This window comes from Halopseudomonas pachastrellae, from assembly GCF_900114765.1.
Lineage (GTDB): Bacteria > Pseudomonadota > Gammaproteobacteria > Pseudomonadales > Pseudomonadaceae > Halopseudomonas > Halopseudomonas pachastrellae.
In genome coordinates, this window is sequence record NZ_FOUD01000009.1 from 35,550 (window position 1) to 61,918 (window position 26,369).

At 63.3% G+C, this 26,369-nt stretch carries 25 protein-coding genes; 12 read left to right on the forward strand and 13 right to left on the reverse strand.

Annotated features, from left to right (window positions below; translation table 11 throughout):
• The first annotated feature begins 5 nt into the window (after positions 1 to 5).
• Positions 6 to 1,043: a tRNA (adenosine(37)-N6)-threonylcarbamoyltransferase complex transferase subunit TsaD gene (gene tsaD, locus BM116_RS08515; RefSeq protein ID WP_083725791.1), complete on the forward strand. Its 1,038-nt coding sequence runs from the start codon at positions 6 to 8 to the stop codon at positions 1,041 to 1,043.
• On the opposite strand, the gene plsY is transcribed toward tsaD, so the two are convergent.
• Complete coding sequence (gene plsY, locus BM116_RS08520; protein ID WP_083725859.1) at positions 1,033 to 1,602, reverse strand: glycerol-3-phosphate 1-O-acyltransferase PlsY; 570 nt, start codon at positions 1,600 to 1,602, stop codon at positions 1,033 to 1,035. The two genes, tsaD and plsY, sit on opposite strands and share 11 nt — an antisense overlap.
• 68 nt (positions 1,603 to 1,670) lie before the next feature.
• On the opposite strand from plsY, the gene folB reads away from it, so the two are divergent.
• Positions 1,671 to 2,033 (forward strand): dihydroneopterin aldolase, encoded by a 363-nt coding sequence (folB, locus tag BM116_RS08525; RefSeq protein WP_083725790.1) that lies wholly within the window; start codon positions 1,671 to 1,673, stop codon positions 2,031 to 2,033.
• Positions 2,034 to 2,035: 2 nt separating this feature from the next.
• Positions 2,036 to 2,572 carry a 2-amino-4-hydroxy-6-hydroxymethyldihydropteridine diphosphokinase gene (gene folK, locus BM116_RS08530; RefSeq protein ID WP_083725789.1) on the forward strand — a complete coding sequence of 179 codons (537 nt, stop codon included), beginning with the start codon at positions 2,036 to 2,038 and terminating at the stop codon, positions 2,570 to 2,572.
• Here folK and BM116_RS08535 read toward each other — a convergent pair.
• The 11 genes from BM116_RS08535 to BM116_RS08585 form a co-directional block, all read right to left on the reverse strand.
• The gene (locus BM116_RS08535) at positions 2,551 to 3,789 is read right to left on the reverse strand and encodes a multifunctional CCA addition/repair protein (protein WP_083725788.1); all 1,239 of its coding nucleotides are present in this window, start codon (positions 3,787 to 3,789) and stop codon (positions 2,551 to 2,553) included. The genes folK and BM116_RS08535 overlap by 22 nt on opposite strands.
• A gap of 336 nt (positions 3,790 to 4,125) precedes the next feature.
• Positions 4,126 to 5,679 (reverse strand): SpoVR family protein, encoded by a 1,554-nt coding sequence (locus tag BM116_RS08540; protein ID WP_083725787.1) that lies wholly within the window; start codon positions 5,677 to 5,679, stop codon positions 4,126 to 4,128.
• Complete coding sequence (locus BM116_RS08545) at positions 5,676 to 6,947, reverse strand: YeaH/YhbH family protein (RefSeq protein WP_083725786.1); 1,272 nt, start codon at positions 6,945 to 6,947, stop codon at positions 5,676 to 5,678. The genes BM116_RS08540 and BM116_RS08545 overlap by 4 nt, the downstream gene beginning before the upstream one ends.
• A 150-nt stretch (positions 6,948 to 7,097) precedes the next feature.
• On the reverse strand, positions 7,098 to 9,020 hold the full coding sequence (locus BM116_RS08550) for a PrkA family serine protein kinase (protein ID WP_083725785.1): 1,923 nt from the start codon (positions 9,018 to 9,020) through the stop codon (positions 7,098 to 7,100).
• Positions 9,021 to 9,786: 766 nt separating this feature from the next.
• Entirely contained in the window at positions 9,787 to 10,107 is a 321-nt protein-coding gene (glpE, locus tag BM116_RS08555; protein WP_083725784.1) for a thiosulfate sulfurtransferase GlpE, read from the reverse strand.
• 15 nt (positions 10,108 to 10,122) lie between these two features.
• Positions 10,123 to 10,935: a symmetrical bis(5'-nucleosyl)-tetraphosphatase gene (locus tag BM116_RS08560; RefSeq protein ID WP_083725783.1), complete on the reverse strand. Its 813-nt coding sequence runs from the start codon at positions 10,933 to 10,935 to the stop codon at positions 10,123 to 10,125.
• Between the two features lie 9 nt (positions 10,936 to 10,944).
• Positions 10,945 to 11,319, reverse strand: coding sequence for a Co2+/Mg2+ efflux protein ApaG (apaG, locus tag BM116_RS08565; protein WP_083725782.1), 375 nt, complete (start codon positions 11,317 to 11,319; stop codon positions 10,945 to 10,947).
• The gene (gene rsmA / locus BM116_RS08570) at positions 11,316 to 12,125 is read right to left on the reverse strand and encodes a 16S rRNA (adenine(1518)-N(6)/adenine(1519)-N(6))-dimethyltransferase RsmA (RefSeq protein WP_083725781.1); all 810 of its coding nucleotides are present in this window, start codon (positions 12,123 to 12,125) and stop codon (positions 11,316 to 11,318) included. The genes apaG and rsmA overlap by 4 nt, the downstream gene beginning before the upstream one ends.
• A complete protein-coding gene (pdxA, locus tag BM116_RS08575; protein ID WP_083725780.1) occupies positions 12,122 to 13,114 on the reverse strand; it encodes a 4-hydroxythreonine-4-phosphate dehydrogenase PdxA in 993 nt (330 codons plus the stop codon). The genes rsmA and pdxA overlap by 4 nt, the downstream gene beginning before the upstream one ends.
• Entirely contained in the window at positions 13,111 to 14,400 is a 1,290-nt protein-coding gene (locus tag BM116_RS08580; RefSeq protein WP_083725779.1) for a peptidylprolyl isomerase, read from the reverse strand. The genes pdxA and BM116_RS08580 overlap by 4 nt, the downstream gene beginning before the upstream one ends.
• On the reverse strand, positions 14,390 to 17,077 hold the full coding sequence (locus BM116_RS08585; protein ID WP_083725777.1) for an LPS-assembly protein LptD: 2,688 nt from the start codon (positions 17,075 to 17,077) through the stop codon (positions 14,390 to 14,392). Before BM116_RS08585 ends, BM116_RS08580 begins: the two co-directional genes overlap by 11 nt.
• A gap of 165 nt (positions 17,078 to 17,242) precedes the next feature.
• Between BM116_RS08585 and BM116_RS08590 the strand changes: the two genes are divergently transcribed.
• From BM116_RS08590 to BM116_RS08600, 3 genes are read left to right on the forward strand one after another with little or no spacing between them, the layout of a single operon-like run.
• A complete protein-coding gene (locus BM116_RS08590; RefSeq protein WP_083725775.1) occupies positions 17,243 to 18,262 on the forward strand; it encodes an aminoglycoside phosphotransferase family protein in 1,020 nt (339 codons plus the stop codon).
• Positions 18,259 to 18,924 carry an N-acetylmuramate alpha-1-phosphate uridylyltransferase MurU gene (murU, locus tag BM116_RS08595; protein ID WP_083725773.1) on the forward strand — a complete coding sequence of 222 codons (666 nt, stop codon included), beginning with the start codon at positions 18,259 to 18,261 and terminating at the stop codon, positions 18,922 to 18,924. Before BM116_RS08590 ends, murU begins: the two co-directional genes overlap by 4 nt.
• Positions 18,925 to 18,926: 2 nt before the next feature.
• On the forward strand, positions 18,927 to 19,715 hold the full coding sequence (locus BM116_RS08600) for a DnaJ domain-containing protein (RefSeq protein ID WP_083725771.1): 789 nt from the start codon (positions 18,927 to 18,929) through the stop codon (positions 19,713 to 19,715).
• Between the two features lie 22 nt (positions 19,716 to 19,737).
• On the opposite strand, the gene BM116_RS08605 is transcribed toward BM116_RS08600, so the two are convergent.
• A complete protein-coding gene (locus BM116_RS08605; protein WP_083725769.1) occupies positions 19,738 to 20,709 on the reverse strand; it encodes a DUF3530 family protein in 972 nt (323 codons plus the stop codon).
• Between the two features lie 93 nt (positions 20,710 to 20,802).
• Between BM116_RS08605 and rpe the strand changes: the two genes are divergently transcribed.
• From rpe to trpC, 6 genes are all read left to right on the forward strand, one after another.
• Positions 20,803 to 21,477 carry a ribulose-phosphate 3-epimerase gene (rpe, locus tag BM116_RS08610; RefSeq protein WP_083725767.1) on the forward strand — a complete coding sequence of 225 codons (675 nt, stop codon included), beginning with the start codon at positions 20,803 to 20,805 and terminating at the stop codon, positions 21,475 to 21,477.
• A 1-nt stretch (position 21,478) separates the two neighbouring features.
• Entirely contained in the window at positions 21,479 to 22,156 is a 678-nt protein-coding gene (locus BM116_RS08615; RefSeq protein ID WP_083725765.1) for a phosphoglycolate phosphatase, read from the forward strand.
• Positions 22,157 to 22,331: 175 nt separating this feature from the next.
• Positions 22,332 to 23,810: an anthranilate synthase component I gene (gene trpE, locus BM116_RS08620; RefSeq protein ID WP_090475111.1), complete on the forward strand. Its 1,479-nt coding sequence runs from the start codon at positions 22,332 to 22,334 to the stop codon at positions 23,808 to 23,810.
• A gap of 12 nt (positions 23,811 to 23,822) precedes the next feature.
• Positions 23,823 to 24,419, forward strand: coding sequence for an aminodeoxychorismate/anthranilate synthase component II (locus tag BM116_RS08625; protein WP_090475114.1), 597 nt, complete (start codon positions 23,823 to 23,825; stop codon positions 24,417 to 24,419).
• A gap of 18 nt (positions 24,420 to 24,437) precedes the next feature.
• Complete coding sequence (trpD, locus tag BM116_RS08630) at positions 24,438 to 25,484, forward strand: anthranilate phosphoribosyltransferase (RefSeq protein WP_083725762.1); 1,047 nt, start codon at positions 24,438 to 24,440, stop codon at positions 25,482 to 25,484.
• Positions 25,481 to 26,275, forward strand: coding sequence for an indole-3-glycerol phosphate synthase TrpC (gene trpC, locus BM116_RS08635; protein WP_083725760.1), 795 nt, complete (start codon positions 25,481 to 25,483; stop codon positions 26,273 to 26,275). Before trpD ends, trpC begins: the two co-directional genes overlap by 4 nt.
• The last annotated feature ends 94 nt before the right edge of the window (positions 26,276 to 26,369 follow it).

The following is a 26,369-nucleotide window of genomic DNA, read 5'->3' on the forward strand; positions in this document are numbered from 1 at the left end:
CAGTCATGCGCGTTTTGGGTATTGAAACCTCCTGCGATGAAACCGGTATCGCGCTGTATGACAGCGAGCGCGGGCTGCTGGCTGATGCGCTGTTCAGCCAGATCGACCTGCACCGCGTCTATGGCGGCGTTGTGCCCGAGCTGGCCTCGCGTGATCACGTCAAGCGTCTGGTGCCGCTGATGCGCGAGGTGTTTGCCAAGGCCGGGCTGCAGCCGGGCGAGGTGGATGCGGTGGCCTATACCGCAGGCCCCGGTCTGGTGGGCGCGCTGCTGGTGGGTGGCGCCTGTGCCCGTGCGTTGGCCTTTGCCTGGGGCGTGCCGGCGCTGGGTGTGCATCATATGGAAGGGCACTTGCTGGCGCCGATGCTGGAAGAGACGCCTCCGGCCTTTCCCTTTGTCGCCTTGCTGGTGTCCGGTGGTCATACCCAGTTGGTGCGCGTAGACGGTATCGGCGAGTACGAACTGCTGGGCGAGTCGCTGGACGACGCTGCTGGCGAGGCCTTCGACAAGACTGCCAAGTTGATGGGACTGCCGTACCCGGGTGGCCCGGAGATCGCTAGGCTGGCCGAGCAGGGCCGTCCTGGCACGTTTGTGTTCCCGCGTCCGATGACCGACCGCCCCGGCTTGACCTTCAGTTTCAGCGGGCTGAAAACCGCTGTACTGACTGCCTGGCAGGCCTGTGCCGAGCAGGGCGAGCCGGATGCGCAAACACTGGCCGATATCGCGCTGGGGTTTGAAACCGCTGTGGTGGAAACCCTCACCATCAAATGCCGCCGCGCGCTCAAGCAGACCGGGCTGAAACGACTGGTGATTGCCGGGGGCGTGAGCGCCAACCGTCGCCTGCGGCAGCAGCTCGAGGCGATGACCGCCGAGCTGAATGGCAATGTGTTCTACGCGCGTCCGGCGTACTGTACCGACAATGGCGCGATGATCGCTTATGCCGGCTGCCAGCGGCTGCTTGCCGGTCAGCAGGACGAAGGGGGGATCGAAACCCGGGCGCGTTGGCCCATGGAGCAGTTGCCGCCGATTGCGCTCAAGGCCTGAAGCGGTTTTCTACGCCGGCCAGCAGGCGGCCGATATTGAGGCGATGGCGCAGCAGGATCAGCAGCACCATCAGAGTCACCGGAATGAGCAGGCTGGGTGCCAGCCACGCCAGTGCCGGCGGCAGCGACAGCGCCGCCAGCAGTGACGCCAGCGAGGCGATGCGCTGCCAGTAGAAGGTGGTCAGCCAGAGCATGGCCGCGATCAGCGCGGCCGGCCAGCAGAGCACCAGCATGACGCCGGCGGCGGTGGCGACGCCCTTGCCACCTTGCAGGCGATGGAAGATGGGCAGGATATGGCCGCCAACAGCGGCCAGGCCGACCCAGCCCTGTTGCAGGCTGGACAACTCGGCGTAACGGGCCAGGGCGACTGCGAGCGCGCCCTTGCCAAGGTCGCCGGCCAGGGTGGCCAGGGCCAGGGAGCGGTTGCCAAGGCGCAGCATGTTGCTGGCGCCGGGGTTACCCGAGCCGAGCTTGCGCGGGTCGGGCAGGTGGCGCACACGGCTGATCAGCACGGCAAAGGAGACCGAGCCGAGCAGGTAGGCGATGACCAGCCAGAACAGAAAGTGGGTATGCATGCAGCTGCCCCGGGCAAAATGACGTTTGATTGTAGTCGACACGGGAGCGCGCTGTGGATCAGGTTTTTATCAAAGGGTTGGCGGTGGACACGGTGATCGGTGTCTACGACTGGGAGCGCACCATCACCCAGCGGCTGGTCTTCGATCTTGAGATGGGCTGGGACATTCGCCCGGCGGCTGCTGAGGATGAATTGGCCCATACGCTCAACTACGCTGCCATTAGCGAACGGCTGCAGGGCTTTGTCGGGCAGAGCCGCTATCTGCTGGTGGAGACCCTGGCTGAAGAGCTGGCAGCGCTGCTGATGAGCGAATTCGGTATTCCCTGGCTGCGCCTGCAGATAACCAAGCCGGGCGCCGTGCCGGCGGCTGCGGGCGGGGTTGGCGTGATCATCGAGCGGGGAGTCAAAACAGCGTGACCATGGTTTATCTGGGCATCGGCACCAATACCGGGCGTGAGTATCACCTGCTGCGCGGGCTGGATGCGCTGAGCGAGCTGTGCGGTGAGCTGCAGCTGTCGCCGTTGTTCGAGAGCGATGCTGTCGGTGTGCTGGGCAAGCGTTTTTACAACATGGTGGTCGGGCTTGAAACGCATCTGAATCTGGCGGACCTGAATGCGGCGCTCAAGGCGATTGAAGCCGCGTGCGGTCGCCGTGAATCACCGCTGCCGGGGCGTATCACGCTGGATATCGACGTGTTGTGCTATGGCGATCTGAGCGGCGTGCATGACGGCATCGTGCTGCCGCGCCCGGAGGTCACCCGTAACGCCTTTGTGCTCTGGCCGCTGGCCCTGCTGGCGCCGCAGCAGCATTTGCCGGGCGCTGAGCAGACCTTTGCTCAGCTGTGGGCGGGCTGGCAGGGCAGCCAGTCACTGTGGCCGGTAGCGTTTAGCTGGCGTGATCGCGAGCTGACGCCCGCGCATCTGCTGGTTGACCATCAGCCGCGCGAGGCTTTGTAGTCGCTTAGTGCTTCCAGCCGTGCCTGCTCCAGCGCACGGCCCATGTCTGCGCCCTGCAGCCCCTTCTCCAGCAACGGTTGAATGTCCACGCCGCGAGCGGCCTCTGCCGCGCCACGCAGGTAGTCCGCCTGCGGGTAGGGGCGCGTCTCAAACCCGGTGCGACCTTGCGCATCGGCAATACACACCGCCAGAAACTGCTCGAAGCGCTCGTAGCGACGGTAAATATCCAGCGCCTTGAACAGTTTGAGCAGCGTTTGCGGGCGCAGCTCGAGCGCGCGGTGGCAGTGGGTGTGGTACTCGCAGGCCAGAAACGCCAGTTCTTGACAGTCGCGCGGTGCCTTGCAGCGCTTGTTGACGGCTTTCACCGCCTTCAGCCCGCTGGTCTCGTGGCCGTGGTGCTTTGGCCAGTGCGCTGGTGGCGTCAGCCCTTTGCCCAGATCGTGCAGCAGGCAGGCCCAGCGGGCTGGCAGTGGCAACTGATCGCGGGCGGCGATTTGCAGCACCTGCAGCACGTGCACGCCGGTATCGATCTCCGGGTGATGGGCTTCGGGTTGCGGCACGCCGAACAGCGCGTCGACCTCCGGCAGCAGCTCGGCCAGCGCGCCGCAATCGCGTAGCACCTGGATGAATACCTCCGGGTTTGGCTCCATCAGGGCGCGGCTGATTTCCATCCAGCTGCGTTCTGCCGTCAGCGTCTTCAACTCGCCCGACTCGCTCAGCTGGCGCATCAGCGCCATGGTGTCATCGGCCACCCGAAAGCCCAGACGGGCGTAACGCGCGGCAAAGCGGGCGACGCGCAAGACGCGCAGCGGGTCCTCGGCAAAAGCGGGGGAGACGTGGCGCAACAGCTTGTTGTCGAGGTCTTGCTGACCGCCGTAGGGGTCGATGATCTGGCCGTCCTCGGCCTGCGCCATGGCGTTGACCGTCAGGTCGCGGCGGATCAGGTCTTCTTCCAGGGTCACGTCCGGACTCGTGTGAAACACAAAGCCGCCGTAGCCAACGCCGCTCTTGCGTTCGGTGCGTGCCAAGGCGTATTCCTCGCTCGAGGTCGGGTGTAGAAACACCGGAAAATCCTGCCCCACCGGCCGAAACCCATCGCGCTGCAGCTGCTCCGGCGTCGCGCCAACCACCACCCAGTCGCGGTCTGTCACAGGCAGACCCAGCAATCGATCACGGACGGCGCCGCCGACCAGGTAGGTGGAGTAGGGCTGGGACATGGGTGCTCGCGGTTAGAGGGTGGTGGGGGTAGAGCTTGCAGCTTGCAGCAGATGGCTGCAAGAGGCTTGAAGCTGGAGGCCTGAAGCTTGAAGCCGTCCGAGGTTTGGCGGACATTGGCTTTTTGTTCGCATTTCGCGCATATTTTGCCCGTCAGCTTCTTTGATTCGCAGCTGACCTCGTTGGCGGCTGGAGGCATGTCGCGTCCCTACAGCAGGTCGCGTCCAGGCTGCAAGTCAGATGTTTGGCTTTCCCGCAAACTCCGCTTGACAGGATATTGCCCGGCCCCACCCTGATTAAGCCTCCAGCCTCCAGCCTCCAGCTGGCGCGCAGCGCCGTCAGATAGGCGGTATATTCAGATCAAACTTGGGTATCCGTTCTTCTTCGGGCTCGGGGCGGGGTGGGATGTGGGCTTCGCTGACCACGCGGTTGCCGTCGAGGCTTTGCAGGTGCACGTCAAAGCCCCACAGACGATGCAGGTGGCGGAGCATCTCTTCGGTTGAGTCACCGAGCGGTTTGCCCTGGTGGCGCTGGTGGCGCAGGGTGATGGAGCGGTCGCCGCGCCGGTCCACCGACCAGACCTGGATGTTCGGCTCGCGGTTGCCAAGGTTGTACTGCGCTGCCAGCAACTCGCGTACGGCGCGATAGCCGCTGTCATCGTGAATGGCGGCGACCTCCAGGTGGTCGTCGGCTTCGTCGTCGACGATGGCAAACAACTTGAAGTCGCGAATCACCTTGGGCGACAGGTATTGCAGGATGAAACTTTCGTCCTTGAAGGTGCGCATCGCGAACTTGAGGGTTTCCAGCCAGTCGCTGCCGGCAATGTCTGGGAACCAGCGGCGATCTTCCTCGGTCGGGTTTTCGCAGATGCGGCGAATGTCCTGCATCATGGCAAAGCCCAGTGCGTAGGGGTTGATGCCGCTGTACCAGTTGCTGTCGAACGGCGGCTGGTAGACCACGCTGGTGTGCGACTGCAGAAACTCCATCATGAAGCCGTCGGTCACCTTGCCCTCGTCGTACAGATGATTGAGCAGGGTGTAGTGCCAGAAGGTGGCCCAGCCCTCGTTCATCACCTGGGTCTGGCGCTGGGGATAAAAATACTGGGCGATCTTGCGCACGATACGCACCACTTCGCGTTGCCATGGTTCGAGCAGCGGCGCGTTCTTCTCGATGAAATACAGCAGGTTCTCTTGCGGCTCGCTGGGGTAGCGCGCGGCGTCTTCGGCTTCTGCATGGTGGTGCGGGTTGACCGGGATGGTGCGCCACAGCTCGTTCACCTGCCGCTGCAGGTGCTCCTCGCGCTCGCGCTGGCGCTGACGTTCCTCGGCGGCGGAGATGGGGTAGGGGCGCTTGTAGCGGTCTACGCCGTAGTTCATGAGGGCGTGGCAGGAGTCGAGCAGGTCTTCGACGGCGTCGATGCCGTAGCGCTCCTCGCACTCGCTGATGTACTGCTTGGCGAACACCAGGTAGTCGATGATGGCGCTGGCGTCGGTCCAGCTGCGGAACAGGTAGTTGCCCTTGAAAAAGGAGTTGTGCCCGTAGCTGGCGTGGGCGATCACCAGTGCCTGCATGCACATGGTGTTTTCTTCCATCAGGTAGGCGATGCAGGGGTCGGAATTGATGACAATCTCGTAGGCCAGCCCCATGTGACCGCGACGGTAGCCCTTTTCGGTGGCGAGAAAGTGTTTGCCGTAGGACCAGTGGTGATAACCCAGCGGCATGCCGACCGAGGCGTAGGCGTCCATCATCTGCTCGGCGGTGATGACTTCAATCTGATTGGGGTAGGTGTCCAGCCCGTAGATGTCATGGGCGATACGGCCGATCTCCTGGTCGTACTCGCGGATCAGCTCGAAGGTCCACTCCGAGCCGGTGGAAATGGGCGTGCGGCTCATGTCGCCATCCTCTTCTGGAACAGCTTGCGGAACACCGGGTAGATGTCACCGGCGTCGACGATCTGCTGCTGGGCGAAGCTGTCGGCAAAGTGCTCGGCAACCGCCTCGTACTCGTGCCAGAGCGTCTGATGCTCGCGCGGGGTGATCTCGACATAGCAGTAGTACTGCATCGCCGGCATGATCTGGCGCACCAGCAGGTCGCGGCAGATGGGCGAGTCGTCGTTCCAGTTGTCGCCGTCGGAGGCCTGCGCGCAGTACAGGTTCCACTCGCCAGGCGCGTAGCGCTCCTCGATGATCTGTTGCATCAGGCGCAGGGCGCTGGAGACGATGGTGCCGCCGGTTTCGCGTGAGTAGAAAAACTCCTCCTCATCTACCTCCTTGGCGCTGGTGTGGTGGCGGATGAAAACCACGTCGATGCGTTCGTAGTTACGCCGCAGGAACAGGTACAGCAGGATATAAAAGCGCTTGGCCAGGTCCTTGGTCGCCTGGGTCATGGAGCCGGACACATCCATCAAACAGAACATCACCGCCTTGGACGACGGCGTGGGCTGTTTGACGATCAGGTTGTAGCGCAGATCAAAGGTATCGAGGAAGGGGATGCGCTCGATGCGGTTGCGCAGTGCGGAAATTTCTTCCTGCAGGCGCTGGATGCCGCCGAGATCATCCGGGTGGTCGAGTCTGAGCTGTTCCAGCTCGGCACGGGCCTCGCGCAGACGCTTGCGGCTGCCGCCGCCCAGCGCGATGCGGCGGGCCTGAGCGGCGCGCATGGAGCGGACGATATTGATGCGCGACGGGTTGCCCTGCTGGCTGATGCCGGCGCGCACCGGCTTGAAGGTGTCGCTGCCGGTGAGCTGGCGCTTGACCAGATTGGGCAGGGCCAGATCCTCGAACATGAAGTCCAGAAACTCGTCCTGGGTGATCTGAAAGACGAACTCGTCCATGCCTTCGCCGCTGTTGCCGGCCTGACTGCCGCCCTGGCCTCCGCCACCGCCCTCCGGGCGGGCGATGCGGTCGCCGCTGGCAAACTCGCGGTTGCCCGGGTGCACCTGGGTCTGGCGGCCGCCCTTGCCGTGATGAAAGATGGGTTCGTCGATATCGCGATTGGGGATGCTGATGCTTTCGCCGTGCTCGATATCGGTGATCGAGCGCCGCCCGACGGCGTCTTCGACCGCCTTTTTGATATGTGATTTGTAGCGCCGCAGAAACCGCTGACGGTTCACGGTGCTCTTGTTTTTGCCGTTCAGACGGCGGTCAATCACGTAGCTCATTCAGGGCCCTCCGGGCCAGCCGCAAGCCATAAGCTACAAGCTTGAAGCTGGCCGTGCTGCTATCGGGCGCCGCGCAGAGTCTCAGGCAGCGCCGCGCTGCTTGCCGCTTGAGGCTTTGCGGCTTGTAGCTGCCCAGTCAAGGCGCAGCCATCACTGGGCTTTACGCACCCGCAGGTACCATTCCGACAGCAGGCGCACTTGTTTCTCGGTGTAGCCGCGTTCGACCATGCGGTGCACGAAGTCGTTGTGTTTTTTCTGATCCTCGGTCGAGGCTTTGGCGTTGAAGCTGATGACCGGCAACAGGTCTTCGGTGTTGGAGAACATCTTTTTCTCGATCACTACGCGCAGCTTTTCGTAGGACAGCCAGCTCGGATTCTTGCCGTTGTTGTTGGCTCGGGCGCGCAGTACAAAGTTGACGATCTCGTTGCGGAAGTCCTTCGGGTTGCTGATGCCGGCCGGTTTTTCGATTTTCTCCAGCTCCTCGTTGAGCGAGGCGCGGTTGAGGATTTCGCCGGTCTCCGGGTCGCGGTACTCCTGATCCTGAATCCAGAAGTCGGCGTACAGCACGTAACGGTCGAAGATGTTCTGGCCGTACTCGCTGTAGGACTCGAGGTAGGCGGTCTGAATCTCCTTGCCGATGAATTCGACGTAGCGCGTGGCCAGGTACTCCTTGAGAAAGCGCAGGTAGCGCTCGCTGACCTCGTTGGGGAACTGTTCCTGCTCGATCTGCTGCTCCAGCACGTAAAGCAGGTGCACCGGGTTGGCAGCCACTTCGGTGGTGTCGAAGTTGAAAACCTTGGAGAGGATCTTGAAGGCGAAGCGGGTAGATAGGCCGTTCATGCCCTCGTCCACGCCTGCGGTGTCACGGTACTCCTGAATGGACTTGGCCTTGGGGTCGGTGTCTTTCAGGTTTTCGCCATCGTAGATGCGCATCTTCGAGTAGATGTTGGAGTTCTCCGGCTCCTTCAGGCGCGAGAGCACGGTGAACTGGGCCAGCATCTTCAGGGTGTCGGGCGCGCAGTGGGCGGCGGCCAGCGAGCTGTTGGCCAGCAGCTTTTCGTAGATCTGAATCTCGTCGGTGACACGCAGGCAGTAGGGCACCTTGACGATGTAGATACGGTCGATGAACGCCTCGTTGTTCTTGTTATTGCGGAAGCTGTGCCACTCAGACTCGTTGGAGTGGGCCAGAATCACACCGCTGAACGGGATCGCGCCCATGCCTTCGGTACTGTTGTAGTTGCCCTCCTGGGTCGCGGTCAGCAGTGGATGCAGCACCTTGATCGGCGCCTTGAACATCTCGACAAACTCCAGCAGGCCCTGGTTGGCACGGCACAGGCCGCCCGAATAGCTGTAGGCGTCCGGGTCGTTCTGCGGAAATTCTTCCAGCTTGCGGATATCCACCTTGCCCACCAGCGAGGAGATATCCTGGTTGTTTTCATCGCCCGGCTCGGTCTTGGCAACGGCGATCTGCTGCAGGACCGAGGGGTAAAGCTTGACCACGCGGAACTGGGCAATATCGCCATTGAACTCGTGCAGGCGCTTGACCGCCCACGGCGACATGATGCTGTTGAGGTAGCGCCGCGGGATGCCGAAGTCCTCTTCCAGAATGGCGCCGTCCTCGGCGGCATTGAACAACCCGAGTGGTGACTCGAATACCGGCGAGCCCTTGATGGCGTAGAACGGGACCTGCTGCATCAGCTCCTTGAGCTTTTCTGCCAGCGAGGATTTACCGCCGCCGACCGGGCCCAGCAGGTAGAGGATTTGCTTACGTTCTTCCAGGCCCTGGGCGGCGTGCTTGAAGAACGAGACGATATGCTCGATGGCGTCTTCCATGCCGTGAAAATCGGCAAACGCCGGGTAACGTTTGATGATCTTGTTGGAGAAGATGCGCGACAGGCGCGAGTCCAGGGAGGTGTCGATCAGCTCGGGTTCGCCGATGGCCATCAACAGGCGTTCGGCGGCGGTGGCGTAGGTGGTCGGGTCGGTTTTGCACAGTTCCAGGTATTCCTGAAGGCTGTACTCTTCCTGCCGGGTGGCTTCAAAGCGGTTCTGAAAATGACTGAAAATGCTCATGACTCGACCTCGCAGCAGCTGAGGCCGCACCCGCCTGTGGCGCAAGTCAGGTGGGTACAGACCCTCGGGATGAGGTCTGGCGCTTCCGGGCAGCAGCCCGCACGACGCGCTTTACCGGGCGACGGCATGTCCTGATGCGTGAATCCCCCAAAACGCAACTGCGAGCATGGTCAGGAGTCTGTCGGAGGCGCCGGGCGGCCAATCGGTGACTGGTCGGACGGTGGATCCGGCAGGCTCCCGTGTTTATCGGAAGCCGGCAGACCGACGTTCTCTTTCTTGATTCGCCTGAACTCAGGATAGATGCAAATGCGCGGTGCAACAGAAGTTTTCTCAGGATTTTTTGTTGCAAGAGTGTGAAGGCGCGGCTGGCGGGGCTTTCGGGCGCATCGGTGCAAGAGGCTCTGCTTGGATTCTTACCAACGCTCTGGCTAGCTGCAGGTGAAGCATACGGATTCGTGCCATCGATGCGTCAGCTTTTCGCCTTTTACGGCGAGCCAAGGGGGCTGCTTGCCCAGCCCCCCTTAGCGATCCCCCGGGGCACCCGGCTACGCGGCCCTTCGGGTTCGCTGCGTTGCTCGGCCTGACGGGGAGCGGCAGAACTGGTCGCTACGCTCCTCAGACATGCTGCCGCTCTTTTTCCCGCCAGCCCTGCGCTACTCGCCCGCGAAAACGGGGTTGACCAGCCGTGCATGCTGCACCATTGGGTTTACTACCGAATCGGTTTTCCCTGCGTCGGAATACCAAGAAGCCAGCGACGTTGGCGGTGTTATTCGGCGCTGATGCGCTCCGGATAAGTCTGCCGCCAAAGGTCAAAACCGCCATCCAGGCTGTAGGTCTCGGCAAAGCCGATGCTGGCCAGGTAGGCGGCTGCGCCCTGGCTGGAGTTGCCGTGGTAGCAGCAAACGATCAGGGGCGCCTGCTGGTTGGCGTTGGCGACGAAGTCGGCGAGGTTGTCGTTGTCCAGGCGAATAGCGCCTGGAATGTGGCCAAAGTCGAAGCTCTGCGGGTCGCGGATATCAACCAGTTGGGCGTCGTTGTCCAGCAACTGGCTGGCGGTGTGCGGGTCGATGCGTTTGAAATCGCTCATGGTGTCCTCGCCGGGTCAGTGATCGCAGTCGCAGTGATGCAGCTCGTGGGTGTCCAGGTTCATCAGCGTCATGCGACTGCCCCAGACGCAGCCGGTGTCGAGCGCGTGTACGCCCTGGGTGCCGGTACGGCCCTCGATGGCCGCCCAATGGCCAAAGATAATCTGGATGTTCGGGTCTTTGCGTGGATAGCGAAACCAGGGCGCAAAGCCCTTGGGCGTGGTATCCAGGCCCTCCTTGGATTTGAACTCCAGGGTGCCGTCGGGTTTGCAGAAACGCATGCGGGTCAGGTAGTTGGTGATCGCGCGCAGGCGGTCGATGCCCTTGAGCCCGGGCTTCCAGCGCGCCGGCTCGTTGCCGTACATCTCGTCCAGATAGTCCGGCAGGCGTTTGTCGCTGCGCAGCACCCGTTCCACCTCGCCAGCCAGCTCCAGGGTCTGCTGCACGGTCCAGATGGGCGGGATGCCGGCGTGGCTCATGACAAAGCCCAGCTCGGCATCGAAGTGGGCGAGTGGACGGCGGCGCAGCCAGTCCAGCAGGCTGTCGCGGTCGTCGGCCTTGAGCAGCGGCTTGAGGGTGTCGGATTTGCGCACGCGGCTGCCGTTGCGACTGGCTGCCAGCAGGTGCAGATCATGGTTGCCGAGCACCGCTATGCAGGCGTTATCAAGCTGTTTGAGATAGCGCAGGGTGGCCAACGAGTCGGGGCCGCGATTGACCATGTCGCCGACCGACCAGAGCACGTCTTTTGACGGGTTGAAGTCGACCTCGGCAAGCAGGCATTGAAGGGGCTTGAGGCAACCCTGAATGTCGCCAACGGCGTAGGTAGTCATAAAGCAGCGTCAATTCAGTGCGTGTGGCTGGGTCAGACGAAAGCGGGCGATGTCGGCGCTGAAGCTGTGTCCGTCGCTGGCGCGCATATCGTAACTGCCTTCCATGGTGCCCACCGGGGTCTCCAGCAGGCAGCCGCTGGTGTAGGTATGGCTGGCGCCGGGGGCAATCAGTGGTTGTTCGCCAACCACCCCGGGGCCGTCGACGCGCTGTTGCTTGTTGTTGCCATCGGTGATCAGCCAGTGCCGATACAGCAGCTGCGCATCGACGCAGCCCTGGTTGGCGATGGTGATGGTGTAGGCAAAGGCAAAGCGCTTTTTCTGCGGGTCTGACTGCTCTGGCAGGTAGCGGGTTTGCACGCTCACGGCGATGGCGTAATCGTTCATGCGCTGGCGCTGCGTTTGCGGGCCAGGCGATTGGCCAGACGGACAAAACCCGCCAGGTCGACCTGCTCGGGGCGGGTGCCGGGGTCGATACCTTCGGCTTCGATCTCTTCGGCGCTGAGCAGCGCTTTCAAGGTGTTGCGCAGGGTCTTGCGGCGCTGGTTGAAGGCGTCGCGCACCAGAATTTCCAGCACTTCGACGTCATCGGCCGGGTGCGGCAGGGTAGCGTGCGGCACCAGCCTGACGATGGCTGAGTCGACCTTGGGCGCCGGGTTGAACGCGCCGGGGCCAACGTCGAACAGGTGTTCTACGCGGCAGTGGTACTGCACCATGATGCCGAGGCGCCCGTAGTGGTTCATGCCGGCGGTGGCGGCCAGACGCAGCACCACTTCCTTCTGCAGCATGAAGTGCATGTCTTCGATGCAGTCGGATTGCTCCAGCAGGTGGAACATCAGCGGCGTAGAAATGTTGTACGGCAGGTTGCCGACCACGCGCAGCTTCTCGTCGCCGGCAACCAGTTGCCGAAAGTCGAACTTCAGCGCGTCGCCCTTGTGCAGGCGAAAACGGTCAAGAAAGCCGAACTGCCCCATCAGAATCGGGTGCAGGTCCTTGTCCAGCTCGACGACGTCCAGCTGCGCACCGCTGGCCAGCAGGCCGGAGGTGATAGCGCCCTGACCCGGGCCGATCTCGACCAGGTGATCGTTCTCGCGCGGGCGGATGGAGCGGATGATGCGGTCTATCACGCCGGCGTCGTGCAGGAAGTTCTGGCCAAAGCGCTTGCGCGCCTTGTGTTGTGGAAACTGACTCATACTGCCCTCCGGGCGGCGATCATCTGGATGGCGGTATCGAGGGCAACTTGCAGGCTGCCCGGGTTGGCCTGGCCGGTCCCAGCCAGGTCCAGGGCGGTGCCGTGATCAACCGAGGTGCGGATGATGGGCATGCCCAGGGTAATGTTGACGGCGTTGCCGAAGCCTTTGTGCTTGAGCACCGGCAGTCCCTGATCGTGATACATGGCCAGTACGGCATCGGCCTGATCAAGGTGCTTGGGGGTGAACAGGGTGTCGGCGGGCAGCGGGCCGATCAGGTGCATGCCTTCGGCGCGCAGACGTTCTAGTGCCGGGATGATGATATCCAGCTCTTCGCGCCCCAGGTGCCCGTCTTCACCGGCGTGCGGATTCAGGCCGCAGACCAGGATACGCGGCGTGGCGATGCCGAACTTGCTCAGCAGGTCGTTGTGCAGAATGCGCATAACGCGCTCGATCAGCGGCCCGGTAATGGCGTCGGCGACCTGCCGCAGGGGCAGGTGTGTGGTCGTCAGGGCAACGCGCAGGCCGGGGCAGGCGAGCATCATCACCACCTGCTCGGTGGCCGTCTGTTCGGCAAAGAACTCGGTATGCCCGGAAAAGGGCACGCCGGCATCGTTGATGATGCCCTTGTGCACCGGTGCGGTGACAATGGCGTCAAAGGTGCCGTTGAGCGCGCCGGCACCGGCCAGGCGCAAGGTGTCCAGCACGTAGGCGGCATTGGCGCGGTTCAGCTCGCCCGGGCGGCATTCGGCTGCCAGGGACACGGGCAGCACGCTGAGCTGGCCGGCGGCCTGGGCTGCCGGCAGCGCGTCCGGGTCAAAGGGCTGCAGCTCCACACGCAGCCCCAGCTGGGCGGCGCGCTGTTCCAGCAGCTGCGGATCGGCGATGACCACCCGCTCGCAGCTGGCTGGCTGCTGGGCCAGCATCAGGCACAGGTCGGGGCCGATACCCGCCGGTTCACCAGCGGTGATGGCCAGGCGTGCCGGACTCACCCGTTCTTGATCTCCACGTAGGCTTCGTCGCGGATCTGCAGCAACCAGGTCTGTAGCTCTTCTTCGTACTTGCGGCTGCGGATCAGGTTGGCAGCTTGCTGCTCACGCATCTCATCGGTCATGTCGACGTCGCGGGTCCCCAGCACTTCCAGAATGTGCCAGCCAAACTGGCTCTGGAACGGCTGGGTCAGGGTGTTGAGCGGCGTGCTGGTGATCATTTCGCCAAATTCCGGGGTCATGGCGTCCGGCGTCACCCAGTCCAGGTCACCGCCGTTCAGTGCACTGCCCGGGTCCTCGGAGTAGGATTTGGCCAGGGTCGCGAAGGACTCGCCGTTCTGGATGCGCTCGTAGATACGCTGGGCCAGTTGGGCAGCTTCGCCGTCGGTGCGGATCTCGCTGGGCTTGATCAGGATGTGACGAACGTGGAATTCCTCGATCATCTGACCTTCACCGCCACGGCGGTCCAGCAGCTTGAGAATGTGGATGCCGGCCGGCGAGCGCATCGGCTGAGTGATGCCGCCGATCTCCAGCGCGTTAACCGCCGAGGCAAACGGGCCCGGCAGCTGGGCAGCCTTGCGCCAGCCCAGCTCGCCACCTTCCAGCGCGGTGTCACCGGCAGAGCGGCTGGCGGCCAGGGTATTGAAGTCCGCGCCCTGCTGCAGCTGGTTGTAGATGTCGGTGGCGGCGCGACCGACTTTCTCGACCTCGGCCTGGCTGGCATTTTCGGCCAGCGGCAAGACGATCATGGCCAGGCGGAAATCAGCAGAGGTCTGGTACTTGCCGACCTCGGAGTTGAGGAAGTTGCGCACTTCCTGATCGCTGACCTGGATGTTGTCGCGGACCCGGCGCTGGCGCACGCGGTTGATGATCATCTCCCGGCGAATCTGCTCGCGGGCTTGCTGGAAGCTGATGCCGTCGCGCTCCAGCGCGGCGCGGAACTGCTCCAGTGTGGCACCGTTGCGCGCAGCAATCTGCTGCATGGTCTGGTTCAGCGACTCGTCGTCGATCTGCATGCCGGCGCGCTCGCCCATCTGCAACTGAATGCTCTCCAGAATCAGACGGTCGAGCACCTGGCTGCGCAGTTCGCTGTCGGCCGGTGCCTCGGCGCCGTTCTGCGCCAGTTGCTGGCGTACCGAGGCCATGCGGTCATTGACCTGGCTGGCCATGACCACGTCGTTGTCGACGATGGCGGCAACGTGGTCCAGCGGCTCGACGGCCGCCTGACTGCTGGCGCTGAACAGGAGGCCCGCGCACAGGCTGAGGGCTGTAACAAACTTAGAATGCATTATCTTCACGCTCTCTGTAACCGGGGATGCCTTCGTCGAGGAGGCTGTGTACTTCGTTGCCGCTGACGCTGCCAAGGCCCTTGAGGACGACCTGCAGGAAGATGCCGCGGTTGGATTCATCGCGGGCGACCGATTCAAACTCGTTGTAGTCGACCCAGTAGCGGTTGATCACACGCAGCTTCCAGCAGCAGCTGTCGTATTCCAGACCACCGAAGGCTTCGAGGGTTCGATCTTCGGCAAAGTCGTGCTGCCAGCGGCCGATCAGGCTCCACTGCGGGTTGAGCGGCCACATGAAGGACAGGTCGGACTGGTCGATACGGCTGTCCGGGTCGTGCTGGAAGGTACCGGTCAGCGCGTTGTAGGTGTTGATGTTGTTGCGGTAGCGATAGCCCATGTTCAGCACCTTGCGCGGCTCGGGCTGGTAGTGGGCGAAGACGCTGCCGGCGTCGCTGTTGCTGTCATCCGGATCCCAGATGATGTCGCCGTTGACGCGCCAGGCATCGCTGACCCGGTACATCACCTCGGCGGCATAGGCGGAGGACGACGAGGTATCTGCGCTGCGCGCGACACCGTTGGCGTCGAGCATCTGAACTTCGCGGTCGCGGAAGTACAATACCTGGCCGAAGCTGGCGCGGGCGCGCTCGGTGCCGTCGGATTCCAGCGCGCGGCTGGTCAGACCCAGCGACAGCTGGTTGGCATCGGCTACGCGGTCGCGGCCGCTGAAACGGTTGTCGCGGAACAGCGAGCTGTAGCTGAAGGTGTTCTGGTTGGTATCGAACAGCGGCTGATCATCCTGGTCTTCATGCGGCGCGTACAGGTAGAACGCGCGCGGCTCCAGGGTTTGACGCAGGCCTTTGCCGAACCAGCTGGTCTGACGGTCGAAGTACAGGCCGGCGTCGAGGCTCGCAATAGGCACGGTGCTGGAAGGCGTGGTATTCGCGTTGGCATAGTCGAAAAAGACGCCCGGGTTGGTGATCGGGTCGTAGGCGGGCGACTGCTTTTCATCGAAGTCAAGATCGTAATAGTTCGTTTGGGTTCTGACCTTTGGGGTGACGAACGCCCAGCTGTTACGCCAAGGTAAGCTTAAACTCGGGCTGGCAACCACTCGGTGGCCAGTCGCACGTTGTAATCCGACTAGGTTTTCATCCGGCGTCAGAATCGGGTTGCCCAGGCTGTCGAGCTGAATACCGTCCTGGCCGGTGATGAAACCGTTGTCCAGGTCGCGATCAAAGAAGGCGTATTCCAGGTCATAACCGAAGCGCAGGCCCGTGTCGCCCAGCCAGTTGGCACCATCCAGACGCAGCTGCGGCAGTCGCTCGTAGGGCGTCAGCGAGGTAATGGTGGCCAGCTCGTAAGCGTGCACGCCGGCGCGGAAGCGCCAGCCGTCACCACGATAGGTGATGCCGGCCCGCTGGTTGACGTAGGTGCCGGAGCGGGCGTCCAGAGCGGTGTTCAGGTCCTGGAAGTAGAAGGGGTCACTGATATCGACATAGTCGACGTCGGTGCTCCAGCGGCTCTGCAGGCCACCCTGGTGCTGCCAGCCGTAGAGCCAGCGGTTTTCCTTGTACTCGCTGTCATCCAGGAAGGAGGCGGTCAGCGTGCCCTCGTTGTCGGGCTTCATGTAGCGGAACTCGCCTTCCATCTGCAGGCCACGCTCGGACAGGTAGCGCGGGTACAGGGTAGCGTCGTAGTTCGGCGCGATGTTGATGTAGTACGGCGTTTCGATCTCGGTGCCGTTGTCGGTCGAGTGGCTGAAGCTCGGCGGCAGCAGACCGGTCTGACGACGGTCATCAATCGGGAAGTAAATGTACGGCGTGTAGAACACCGGTACATCCTTCACCCGCAGGGTAACGTCACGCGCCTCGCCCCAGCCTTTCTCGCGGTCCAGCTCAATATCGTCGCCGTGCAGTGCCCAGGTGTTCTGGCCAGGCTCACAGGTGGTATAGCTGCCTTCGCTGATCACGATGATGGCGTCATCACGGCGCATCAGCTTGCTGGCGGTGCCGCGGGCACGGGCGTTATGTACCACGTACTCGACGCCGTCGATGCGGGTCTCGCCGTTGTCGATGCGCATGCTGGCAGAGTCGCCCAGCACCAGGACGCCCTGGTCGCGCAGGCGTACGTTGCCTTCGAGCATGGCCTGGGCGTTGGCCTGGTCAAAGCTGGCCTGGTCGGCGCGCGCCTGCAGGCGGCCCTGGCGCAGCAATACGTCACCTTCCAGTACGCCGGTCTGGTTGCCCTGCTCAAAGCGGCTGCTGTCGGCCGATGCATAGACCGGCAGTTGGTCAAATGGGGTCGAGTCGTCGCGGCCGGTGCGTTCCGGCTCAATGTAGGCACCGCCGCAGTACGGCGCAATCGCGGCCTGCTGCTCTGCGCTCAATTGCTCACGCGGGACCCAGTCCAGGCGGCTGAAGTCCATGCTGGTGTCGGCGGAACGCGATGCGGTGCTGGCTGAGGCGACCACGGTCTCGCTGATCGGTGCAGGGGTTGGGGCCGGGCGTGGTGGCCTGGGCGGCAGCTCGCCACGGGTTTGCAGTGGTTCACAGGCCCAGCTGTTGCCGGCCGGCCGGCACTGTACCTGTTGATTGGCAACAGCGCTCAGCGGTTGGGCCAGCAGCAAGGAGCTGGCCAGCAACATGGGAAAAGAAGTGCGAAAGGGTGGAGTACGGTAGGCCATTATGTCGTTGTCCGGGCTTCCAGTCGGTGCGTGCTCGCGATGCCTTGTGCGAGGAGAATGCAATCTGCATGCTGTGTCAGTGCTGCAAGATAACGGATAATAAAGCATTGAGCGATGCCTGAGTATGAATTGGCACGGCAACCGACAGGCGAGAATGGGATATTGATGGACTCACGACAGCAGCAGATGCAGCAGTGGCTGACCCAGGCGCTGCCAGAGGCGGCAGCAGCCCTGCAATGGACTGACCTGCCCCAGGGCGAGTTGGCGCCGGCCAGTGCCGACGCCAGTTTTCGCCGCTACTTTCGTTGGCAGGCGGGCGAGCGCAGCCTGATCATTATGGATGCACCGCCGGTGCACGAAAACAGTGAACCCTTTGTACGCATAACCGGCTTGCTGCAAGGAGCGGGTGTGCGCGTGCCGCGCATTTTTGCCCAGGACCTGGAACAGGGTTTTCTGTTGCTCGAAGACATGGGCGCTCAGACCTACCTGCAGTATCTGCAGCAGGGGGTAACTGATGCAGAGCGCGAGCGCCTGTTCGCTGGCGCCATCAGCAGCCTGATCCGCTGGCAGCTGGCCAGTCGGCCCGGTGTGCTGCCCGAGTACGATGAGGCGGTGTTGCGCCGCGAGCTGGCGCTGTTCCCCGACTGGTATGTTGCGCGGGTGCTGGAGCGCGAGTTTAGCCCCGACGAGCAGCGCCTGTGGGATGCCGTGCAGCAACTGCTGCTGGACAGCAACCTGGGCGAGGCGCAGGTCTATGTGCATCGTGACTACATGCCGCGCAACCTGATGGTCGCCGACGGGGAGCCTGGGGTGCTCGACTTTCAGGATGCGCTGTACGGCCCGATCAGCTACGACGTGACCTCGCTCTTTGCCGATGCCTTTTACAGCTGGTCGGCTGCCGAGCGTGGTCAATGGCTGACGCGCTACTGGCAGCAGGCGGTTGCGGCGCAGCTGCCGGTGCCTGCGCAACGGTCAGCCTTTCTGGATCAGGCGCGCCTGATGGGCGTGCAGCGTCATCTCAAGGTGCTGGGTATTTTTGCCCGCATCTGTCATCGCGACGGCAAGCCGCACTATCTGGCTGACGCACCGCGCTTTGTGCGTTACCTGCGCGAGGCCTGCGCCGATGATGTGCGGCTGCAGCCGCTGGCTGAGCTACTTGATAGCTTGGGGATACCTGCGGCATGAAGGCGATGATTCTGGCGGCGGGCAAGGGCGAGCGCATGCGTCCGCTGACCCTGCACACCCCCAAACCGCTGCTCAAGGTGGGCGACAAGCCACTACTGCAGTGGCATATCGAGGCGCTGGCGGCAGCGGGGCTGCGCGAGCTGGTGATCAACCACGCCTGGTTGGGTGAGCAGATCGAAAGCACCTTTGGCGATGGCGCGGCGCTGGGCGTCCAGATTGCCTGGTCGGCCGAGGGCGAGCCGCTGGAAACCGGGGGCGGCATCCAGCGGGCGCTACCGTTGCTGGGCGATGGCCCCTTTGTGCTGGTCAACGGCGATGTCTGGACCCGGTTTGATTTTGCCCACCTCAGCCTGCCGCCCGGCAAGCTGGCGCACCTGGTGTTGATCGACAACCCCGCGCACAATCCCAACGGGGACTTTCTGCTCACGGCCGGCGACGTCGGTAATCCCGGCAACGGCGAGAAGGGGCTGACCTATAGCGGCATCGCGGTGCTGCATCCGGCGCTGTTGGTCGAACAGCTTGCCGGCGCCTTTGCACTGGCACCGCTGCTGCGACAGGCGGCGGATCAGGGGCGGGTCAGTGGTGAGCACTTTCGCGGCCCGTGGATTGATGTTGGCACCCCCGAGCGGTTGGCAGAAGCCGACCGGCAGGCGAGGGCCTGAGCATGCTCTGGCCGGTGACGGTGGTGGGCGCGCTGGTCGGCGGGCTGGGCGGTGCGTTGCCCGGTGCGTTGCTGGGTGCTGTGGTCGGGCATGCGCTGGATCGTCACTGGCGCCTGCGCCGTTGGAGCGACCTGCCGGCGCGTCTGGCCGAGCTGCGCACCGGCGACAGCAGCTTCGAGCGGGTGCTGTTTCTCTGTCTTGGTCGGCTGGCCAAGGCCAGCGGCCGGGTCAGTCAGCAGCACCTGCAGCTGGCGCGTGATCTGATGCAGCAGTACCGCCTGGATGAGGCCGCGCGCCTGGCGGCCATGCGTGACTTCAACGAGGGCAAGACGGCAGGGGAGCTTGGCCCGCTGGTGCGTGCCCTGCGCAAGCGTGAGCCGGCCCGCGCTGCCGAGTTGCTCGACAGCTGCTGGCGCATGGCGGTAGTGCCGGGGCAGTTGAATGATGAGGTGCGCTCGTTACTGGCGAGCTGGGCGGCTGAGGCCGGTCTTGGCCAGGCCGAGCAGCAGCGCATGCATCAGCGTCACCGGCGCACCCAGCCGCCACCGCGCGGTCGCTCCGCCGTACCCCGTCAGGACGCGCTGAATCGCGCTGCAGCGCTGCTCAAGGTCAACCTGAGTGACACACCCGAGATGATCAAGCGCGCCTATCGTCGGCAGCTGAGTCTGCACCACCCCGACAAGCTGGCAGCCCGTGGTGCCGGTCGTGCCGAGCAGGGCAATGCGGGCGAGCGTATCCGTCAGATTCAAGAAGCGTATGAGCTCCTGCGTCGGCATAAGGGGTTTCGTTAGCGACGTTCTCTCTGTCGACCCGTCAGGGGGTCTCGCTCGCCTCGGCCTCTGTTTGGGTCTGGGCTGGTCGATAGTTGGCTTCCAGCCAGCCTTGCAAGCGCTTGCCGATCATCTCCTGGGCGACGGCCGAGCGCTGTATCGGCGCCAGGTCCAGTTGGCGGTAGCCGTTGTGGCCTGCGCGCCGCGCGATCCGCAGGTGGGCCGCGGCCTGGACCTGACCTAGCGGGCTGCCGCGGTCGAGCATTTCCAGTAAGGGTTTGTCCCAGCCTTCCAGCAGGCTGCCCAGGCTTGGGCGCTCGGCGGCAGCTGGCTGGCGCACCTCGTACAGCACCATTGCCTGCGGTGGTTGATCCTTGGGGGCGCTTTCGCTGGCCAGCAGCGCCCAGTAGCCGGCGTCGCGGCGGGCGACCAGGGTGATCTGTTCGGCGCCTTCGGCCTTGAGCACCTGCAGTGCGGCGTTGATCAGCCCGCCGGCAGCCGCGCCGTAGTCCAGGCCGATAGGCGGCTCTGCTGGTGAATCTGCGGGTTCGCTGCCGGCCAGCAGGGCAGGATCGGCGCCTGGTTCGGGCTCGCTGGGTGGTTGGTTATCCGGGTCGGCGATGGGCGGACTGATAATCGTCGGGCCATCCGGCGCATCGGGCAGGGTGATGGCCAGCGTGTGCCAGCCGGCGTCGCTCAACTGGCGCCGCGCCGGGCCAATCAGTTCGGGCCAGTCAGCGTGCTCACCGGCCCCCGCAATCAGCAGCACGCCGCCCAGCGGTTCAGGCCTAGCGGCTGGCAGAAACAGGCCAAATAGCGACTCGCCGTTGAACTCCAGCTGTCGTTGCTCCTCGGTTGGCGTTTCACGCTGTAGCACGTCGCGGTACAGGGCGCTGCGTGACAGCGCATCGACGCGTTCGCTCGGCGCACTGATCGCACCGGCATCGGGCTCAGGCTCTTGGGCGGCGGCGTGGTTGGCGAGGCAGAGCAGCGCAATCAGGGCTGGCAGGCGCATGGGCAGGTTCCGTTAGGGTCTGCGCCGAGTATAACAGCGGCGGATGGGGTACACTGGCGGCCTTTTCCGTGTTCGTTTCTGTCGAGGTTTGCCATGCCTGATTACGCCATCGCGCCGTCCATTCTGTCTGCCGATTTTGCCCGTCTTGGTGAAGACGTCGACCGGGTGCTGGCAGCGGGTGCCGATATTGTTCACTTTGATGTCATGGACAACCACTATGTGCCCAACCTGACCATTGGACCGATGGTGTGCACTGCGCTGCGCAAGTATGGCGTAACGGCGCCGATCGATGTGCATCTGATGGTTAAGCCGGTCGACCGTATCATCGGCGACTTTCTCGAAGCCGGTGCCAGCTATATCACCTTCCACCCGGAAGCCTCCGAGCACATTGACCGGTCATTGCAGCTGATCAAGAACGGCGGCGCCAAGGCTGGCCTGGTATTCAACCCGGCGACCTCGCTGGATGCCCTCAAGTACGTGATGGACAAGGTCGACATGGTGCTGCTGATGAGCGTGAACCCGGGCTTTGGTGGCCAGAAGTTTATTCCGGGCACGCTGGACAAACTGCGTGAAGCCCGCGCCCTGATCGACGCCAGCGGCCGTGAGATTCGTCTGGAAATCGATGGTGGCGTGAACGAGCAGAACATCCGCGCCATCGCTGAAGCGGGCGCCGATACCTTCGTTGCCGGCTCCGCGATCTTCAACAAGCCGGACTACAAGGCCGTGATCGACAGCATGCGCGCGGAGCTGGCGCAGGTAAAACGCTGACATGCCATTGCGCGATCTGTTTGCTGGAGAACTGCCAAAGCTGGTGATGTTTGATCTGGACGGCACCTTGATCGACTCGGTGCCGGATCTGGCGGGCGCGGTTGATGTGATGCTGGGCCAGTTGGGGCGCGCGCCGGCGGGTGTCGACAAGGTGCGTCACTGGGTCGGCAATGGCGCGCGGGTACTGGTGCGCCGGGCGCTGGCCGACGATATCGAGCACGCATCCATCAGCGAAGGCGAGACCGAGCAGGCGCTGGCGCTGTTTCTTGAGGCCTATGCCGGCGACCATTCGCGCAGCACCCTGTACCCGGGGGTGCGTGTCTTTCTTGATGCCCTGCAGCAGGCCGGTGTGCCGCTGGCGCTGGTCACCAACAAGCCGAGCCGCTTTGTGCCGGAGCTGCTCGCCGACAAACAGCTCGACGGGTATTTCTGCTGGCTGGTGGGCGGCGATACATTGCCGGTGCAGAAGCCCGATCCGGCTGCGCTTAACTGGGTGATGCAGCAGGCGGGCGTGGTGGCGTCGCAGGCGCTGTTTGTTGGCGACTCGCGTAGCGACGTGCTGGCAGCCAAGGCAGCCGGGGTGCCGGTGGTGGCGGTCAGCTACGGCTACAATCACGGCCAGCCGATTGCCGCCGAAAACCCCGACCTGCTGGTTGATTCGCTAGACGCGCTCATATAGGCTTGCTCGAGTATCCCCTCCAGTGATGGATCAGCCGTGTTTGTCAGCAACCGCAAACTGATGAGAGTTATCAAGGCGCTCGCCCGCTGGCGTTGGCGTACCTGAACTGTCTCGCTCGCCCCTGAGTGCGAGCACCCCTGTTTGCGTGTGACTTACCCTGCCTTTGAGGCTGATCATGACCCGAGACGAATTCCTTCGCCTGGCTGCCCAGGATTGCAACCGTGTACCCGTTGTACGCGAGGTGCTGGCAGACCTTGAAACCCCGCTTTCTACCTATCTGAAACTGGCCGATGGTGCCTACTCCTACCTGCTCGAATCAGTGCAGGGCGGTGAAAAGTGGGGGCGCTATTCCATCATCGGCCTGCCGGCGCGTACCGTGCTGCGCGTTGATGGCCACACCGCCACCGTGCTGGTCGACGGCGTCGAGCAGGAGCGTCACGAGTGTGCCGATCCGCTGGAGTTTGTAGAAACCTTCAAGGCCCGGTACCGGGTGCCGAGCATCCCCGGCTTGCCGCGTTTCAACGGTGGTCTGGTGGGCTACTTCGGTTACGACTGCGTGCGTTACGTCGAGCCGCGCCTGGCGGCCACCGTTAATCCGGATGTGCTGGGCACGCCCGACATCCTGCTGATGGTGTCGGATGAAGTCGTGGTGTTCGACAACCTGGCCGGCAAGCTGCACGCCATCGTGCTGGCCGACCCCTGCGCCGACGATGCCTTCGAGCAGGCCAATGCGAGGCTGGATCAACTGCTTGAGCAGCTACGGCAGCCGACGCCGCCGCGCAAGCTGCTGGACCTCGCCGCGCCGGTCGACACCGATCTGGATTACCGCGCCAGCTTCACCCGTGAGGACTACGAGCGGGCAGTCGACACCATCAAGGAATATATCCTTGCCGGCGACTGCATGCAGGTGGTGCCGTCCCAGCGCATGAGCATCGACTTCAAGGCCGAGCCGATTGATCTGTACCGCGCGCTGCGCAGTCAGAACCCGACGCCGTATATGTATTTCTTCAACTTCGGTGATTTTCACGTGGTTGGCAGCTCGCCCGAAGTGCTGGTGCGCGTTGAAGAGGGTGAAGTCACCGTGCGCCCGATCGCCGGCACCCGCCCGCGTGGTGCGACCGAAGAGGCCGATCTGGCGCTGGAGCAGGATCTGCTGTCCGACGCCAAGGAGATCGCCGAGCACCTGATGCTGATCGACCTGGGCCGCAACGACGTGGGCCGCGTGGCTGAGATCGGCAAGGTTAAGGTGACCGAGAAGATGGTCATCGAGCGCTACTCCAACGTGATGCACATCGTCTCCAACGTGCAAGGCCAGCTCAAGCCGGAGCTGACCGCGATGGACGCCCTGCGCGCCATTCTGCCGGCCGGCACCCTGTCCGGTGCGCCGAAGATTCGGGCGATGGAAATCATCGACGAGCTGGAGCCGGTCAAGCGCGGTGTCTACGGCGGCGCGGTTGGTTACTGGGCGTGGAACGGCAACATGGACACCGCTATCGCGATTCGTACCGCGGTGATCAAGGATGGTGAGCTGCATGTGCAGGCCGGTGGCGGCATTGTTGCCGACTCGGTGCCCGCGCTGGAGTGGGAAGAGACCATCAACAAGCGTCGCGCCATGTTCCGTGCGATTGCACTAGCTGAACAATCGGCCCGGTAAAGGAGAAAAGCCATGCTGCTGATGATCGATAACTACGACTCCTTTACCTACAACGTGGTGCAGTACCTCGGCGAACTGGGGGCTGACGTTAAAGTCGTGCGCAACGACGAACTGACCGTCGCCGAGATCGAAGCCCTCAACCCCGAGCGCATTGTTGTCTCCCCCGGTCCGTGCACCCCCAACGAAGCAGGCGTCTCGGTGCCGGTGCTCAAGCACTTTGCCGGCAAGCTGCCGATTCTCGGCATTTGCCTTGGCCACCAGAGTATCGGTCAGGCCTTCGGCGGTGACGTGGTGCGTGCCCGTCAGGTCATGCACGGCAAGACCAGCCCGGTCTACCATGAAGGCTTGGGCGTGTTCGCCGGCTTGAACAACCCGCTGACGGTGACCCGTTATCACTCGCTGGTGATCAGTCGCGATACGCTGCCCGATTGCCTGGAGCTGACCGCCTGGACGCAGCACGACGACGGCAGCGTCGACGAGATCATGGGTGTGCGCCATCGCGACTACATGATCGAAGGGGTGCAGTTTCACCCCGAGTCGATCCTCTCCGAGCAGGGACACGAGATGCTCGCCAACTTCCTCAAGCAGCAGGGCGGCCTGCGCCGCTGACCAGCAAGGAGAGACGGTATGGATATCAAGACAGCGCTCGGTAAGGTAGTCGATCAACTCGACCTCTCCACCGAAGAGATGCAGGACGTCATGCGCCAGATCATGACCGGTCAGTGCACCGACGCGCAGATCGGCGGCTTTCTGGTTGCCCTGCGCATGAAGAGCGAGACCCTCGACGAGATTACCGGCGCGGCCTTGGTCATGCGCGAGCTGGCCTCCGGGGTGAAGATCAACGCCGAGCGCCTGGTCGACACCTGCGGCACCGGCGGTGACGGCGCCAACATCTTCAACGTGTCCACCGCCGCTGCGCTGGTGGTGGCCGCTGCCGGTGGCAAGGTTGCCAAGCACGGCAACCGCGCCGTGTCCGGAAAGAGCGGCAGCGCCGATCTGCTGGAAGCCGCCGGTGTGAATCTCAATCTGACGCCCGAGCAAGTTGCGCGCTGTGTGGAAAGCGTTGGCGTGGGCTTCATGTTCGCGCCGGCCCATCACGGCGCCATGAAGCACGCGATCGGCCCGCGCCGTGAGCTGGGCATGCGCACCATCTTTAATATGCTGGGCCCCATGACCAACCCCGCCGGGGTTAAACATCAGGTTATCGGTGTGTTTACCCAGGCGCTGTGCCGCCCGATTGCCGAGGTGCTCAAGCGCCTTGGCAGTGAGCACGTGCTGGTGGTGCACTCCAAAGATGGCCTGGACGAGCTGAGCCTAGCGTCGACCAGCTATATTGCCGAGCTGAAAGACGGTGAAGTGCGCGAGTACGAGGTCAGCCCGGAAGAGCTTGGCATTCAGAGTCGTTCACTGATCGGCTTGACCGTCGACGATGCAGCCGCGTCGCTCAAACTGATTCGCGACGCACTTGGTAAGCGCGAAACAGAGGCGGGTGAAAAGGCCGCCGACATTATTATTCTCAACGCCGGTGCCGCGCTGTACGCGGCAGATCACGCCACCAGCCTGGTCGAAGGCGTCAAGCTTGCCTCCGATGCGCTCTACTCCGGGCTGGCGCGGGAGAAACTCAACGAACTCATCGCCTTTACCGAGGTATTCCGGGAGGAAGCAGCACAATGAGTGTGCCGACTATTTTGCAGAACATCGTCGCGCGCAAGCACGAGGAAGTGGCAGAGCGCCTCCAGCGCCGCAGTCTGGCTGAGTTGGAGCAACTGGCCGCAGCGGCATCGCCCACCCGCGGCTTTGCCAAGGCTATCCAGAATGCCGCAGCAGCGCGTCGGCCCGGCGTAATTGCCGAGATCAAGAAGGCGTCACCGAGCAAGGGCGTGCTGCGCGAGGACTTTCAACCGGCCGAAATCGCGGCCAGCTACGAGGCGGGCGGTGCGGCCTGTCTATCGGTGCTGACCGATGTGGACTTCTTCCAGGGGCACGATGACTACCTGCAGCAGGCGCGCGCCGCGTGCTCACTGCCGGTTATCCGCAAGGATTTCATGGTTGATCCGTATCAGATCGTCGAAGCCCGTGCGCTGGGCGCCGACTGTGTGCTGCTGATCGCCGCCTGCCTGGATGACGTGCAAATGAGCGAGCTGGCAGCGACTGCGAAGCAACACGGTCTGGATGTGCTGGTTGAAGTGCATGACGCGGCCGAGCTGGAGCGCGGCCTCAAGCTGGACACGCCGCTGATCGGCATCAATAACCGCAACCTGCACACCTTTGAGGTGACCCTGGATACCACGCTTGAGCTGCTGCCGCAGATTCCGCAGGGCAAGATCCTGGTAACCGAGAGCGGCATTTTGCACCGCGCCGACGTCGAGCTGATGCTGGCGCACGAGGTGTATGGCTTTCTGGTGGGTGAGGCGTTTATGCGTGCGGTTAATCCGGGGCAGGAGCTCAAGCGTCTGTTCTTCTGACGCGGTTTGCCTGGCTGTGACAAAACCTCCTTCGGGAGGTTTTTTGTGCCTGCAGGGCGGCTGCGTGGCGGACGGAAATATCGAGAAATCTGTT

Coding starts and splice junctions, on each gene's coding strand:
- tsaD (WP_083725791.1), top strand. CDS start 6: ATGCGCGTTTTGGGTATTGAAACCTCCTGCGATGAAACCGGTATCGCG.
- folK (WP_083725789.1), top strand. CDS start 2,036: ATGGTTTATCTGGGCATCGGCACCAATACCGGGCGTGAGTATCACCTG.
- BM116_RS08535 (WP_083725788.1), bottom strand. CDS start 3,789: ATGTCCCAGCCCTACTCCACCTACCTGGTCGGCGGCGCCGTCCGTGAT.
- BM116_RS08540 (WP_083725787.1), bottom strand. CDS start 5,679: ATGAGCCGCACGCCCATTTCCACCGGCTCGGAGTGGACCTTCGAGCTG.
- BM116_RS08545 (WP_083725786.1), bottom strand. CDS start 6,947: ATGAGCTACGTGATTGACCGCCGTCTGAACGGCAAAAACAAGAGCACC.
- BM116_RS08550 (WP_083725785.1), bottom strand. CDS start 9,020: ATGAGCATTTTCAGTCATTTTCAGAACCGCTTTGAAGCCACCCGGCAG.
- glpE (WP_083725784.1), bottom strand. CDS start 10,107: ATGAGCGATTTCAAACGCATCGACCCGCACACCGCCAGCCAGTTGCTG.
- BM116_RS08560 (WP_083725783.1), bottom strand. CDS start 10,935: ATGACTACCTACGCCGTTGGCGACATTCAGGGTTGCCTCAAGCCCCTT.
- apaG (WP_083725782.1), bottom strand. CDS start 11,319: ATGAACGATTACGCCATCGCCGTGAGCGTGCAAACCCGCTACCTGCCA.
- rsmA (WP_083725781.1), bottom strand. CDS start 12,125: ATGAGTCAGTTTCCACAACACAAGGCGCGCAAGCGCTTTGGCCAGAAC.
- BM116_RS08580 (WP_083725779.1), bottom strand. CDS start 14,400: ATGCATTCTAAGTTTGTTACAGCCCTCAGCCTGTGCGCGGGCCTCCTG.
- BM116_RS08585 (WP_083725777.1), bottom strand. CDS start 17,077: ATGGCCTACCGTACTCCACCCTTTCGCACTTCTTTTCCCATGTTGCTG.
- BM116_RS08590 (WP_083725775.1), top strand. CDS start 17,243: ATGGACTCACGACAGCAGCAGATGCAGCAGTGGCTGACCCAGGCGCTG.
- murU (WP_083725773.1), top strand. CDS start 18,259: ATGAAGGCGATGATTCTGGCGGCGGGCAAGGGCGAGCGCATGCGTCCG.
- BM116_RS08600 (WP_083725771.1), top strand. CDS start 18,927: ATGCTCTGGCCGGTGACGGTGGTGGGCGCGCTGGTCGGCGGGCTGGGC.
- BM116_RS08605 (WP_083725769.1), bottom strand. CDS start 20,709: ATGCGCCTGCCAGCCCTGATTGCGCTGCTCTGCCTCGCCAACCACGCC.
- rpe (WP_083725767.1), top strand. CDS start 20,803: ATGCCTGATTACGCCATCGCGCCGTCCATTCTGTCTGCCGATTTTGCC.
- BM116_RS08615 (WP_083725765.1), top strand. CDS start 21,479: ATGCCATTGCGCGATCTGTTTGCTGGAGAACTGCCAAAGCTGGTGATG.
- trpE (WP_090475111.1), top strand. CDS start 22,332: ATGACCCGAGACGAATTCCTTCGCCTGGCTGCCCAGGATTGCAACCGT.
- BM116_RS08625 (WP_090475114.1), top strand. CDS start 23,823: ATGCTGCTGATGATCGATAACTACGACTCCTTTACCTACAACGTGGTG.
- trpD (WP_083725762.1), top strand. CDS start 24,438: ATGGATATCAAGACAGCGCTCGGTAAGGTAGTCGATCAACTCGACCTC.
- trpC (WP_083725760.1), top strand. CDS start 25,481: ATGAGTGTGCCGACTATTTTGCAGAACATCGTCGCGCGCAAGCACGAG.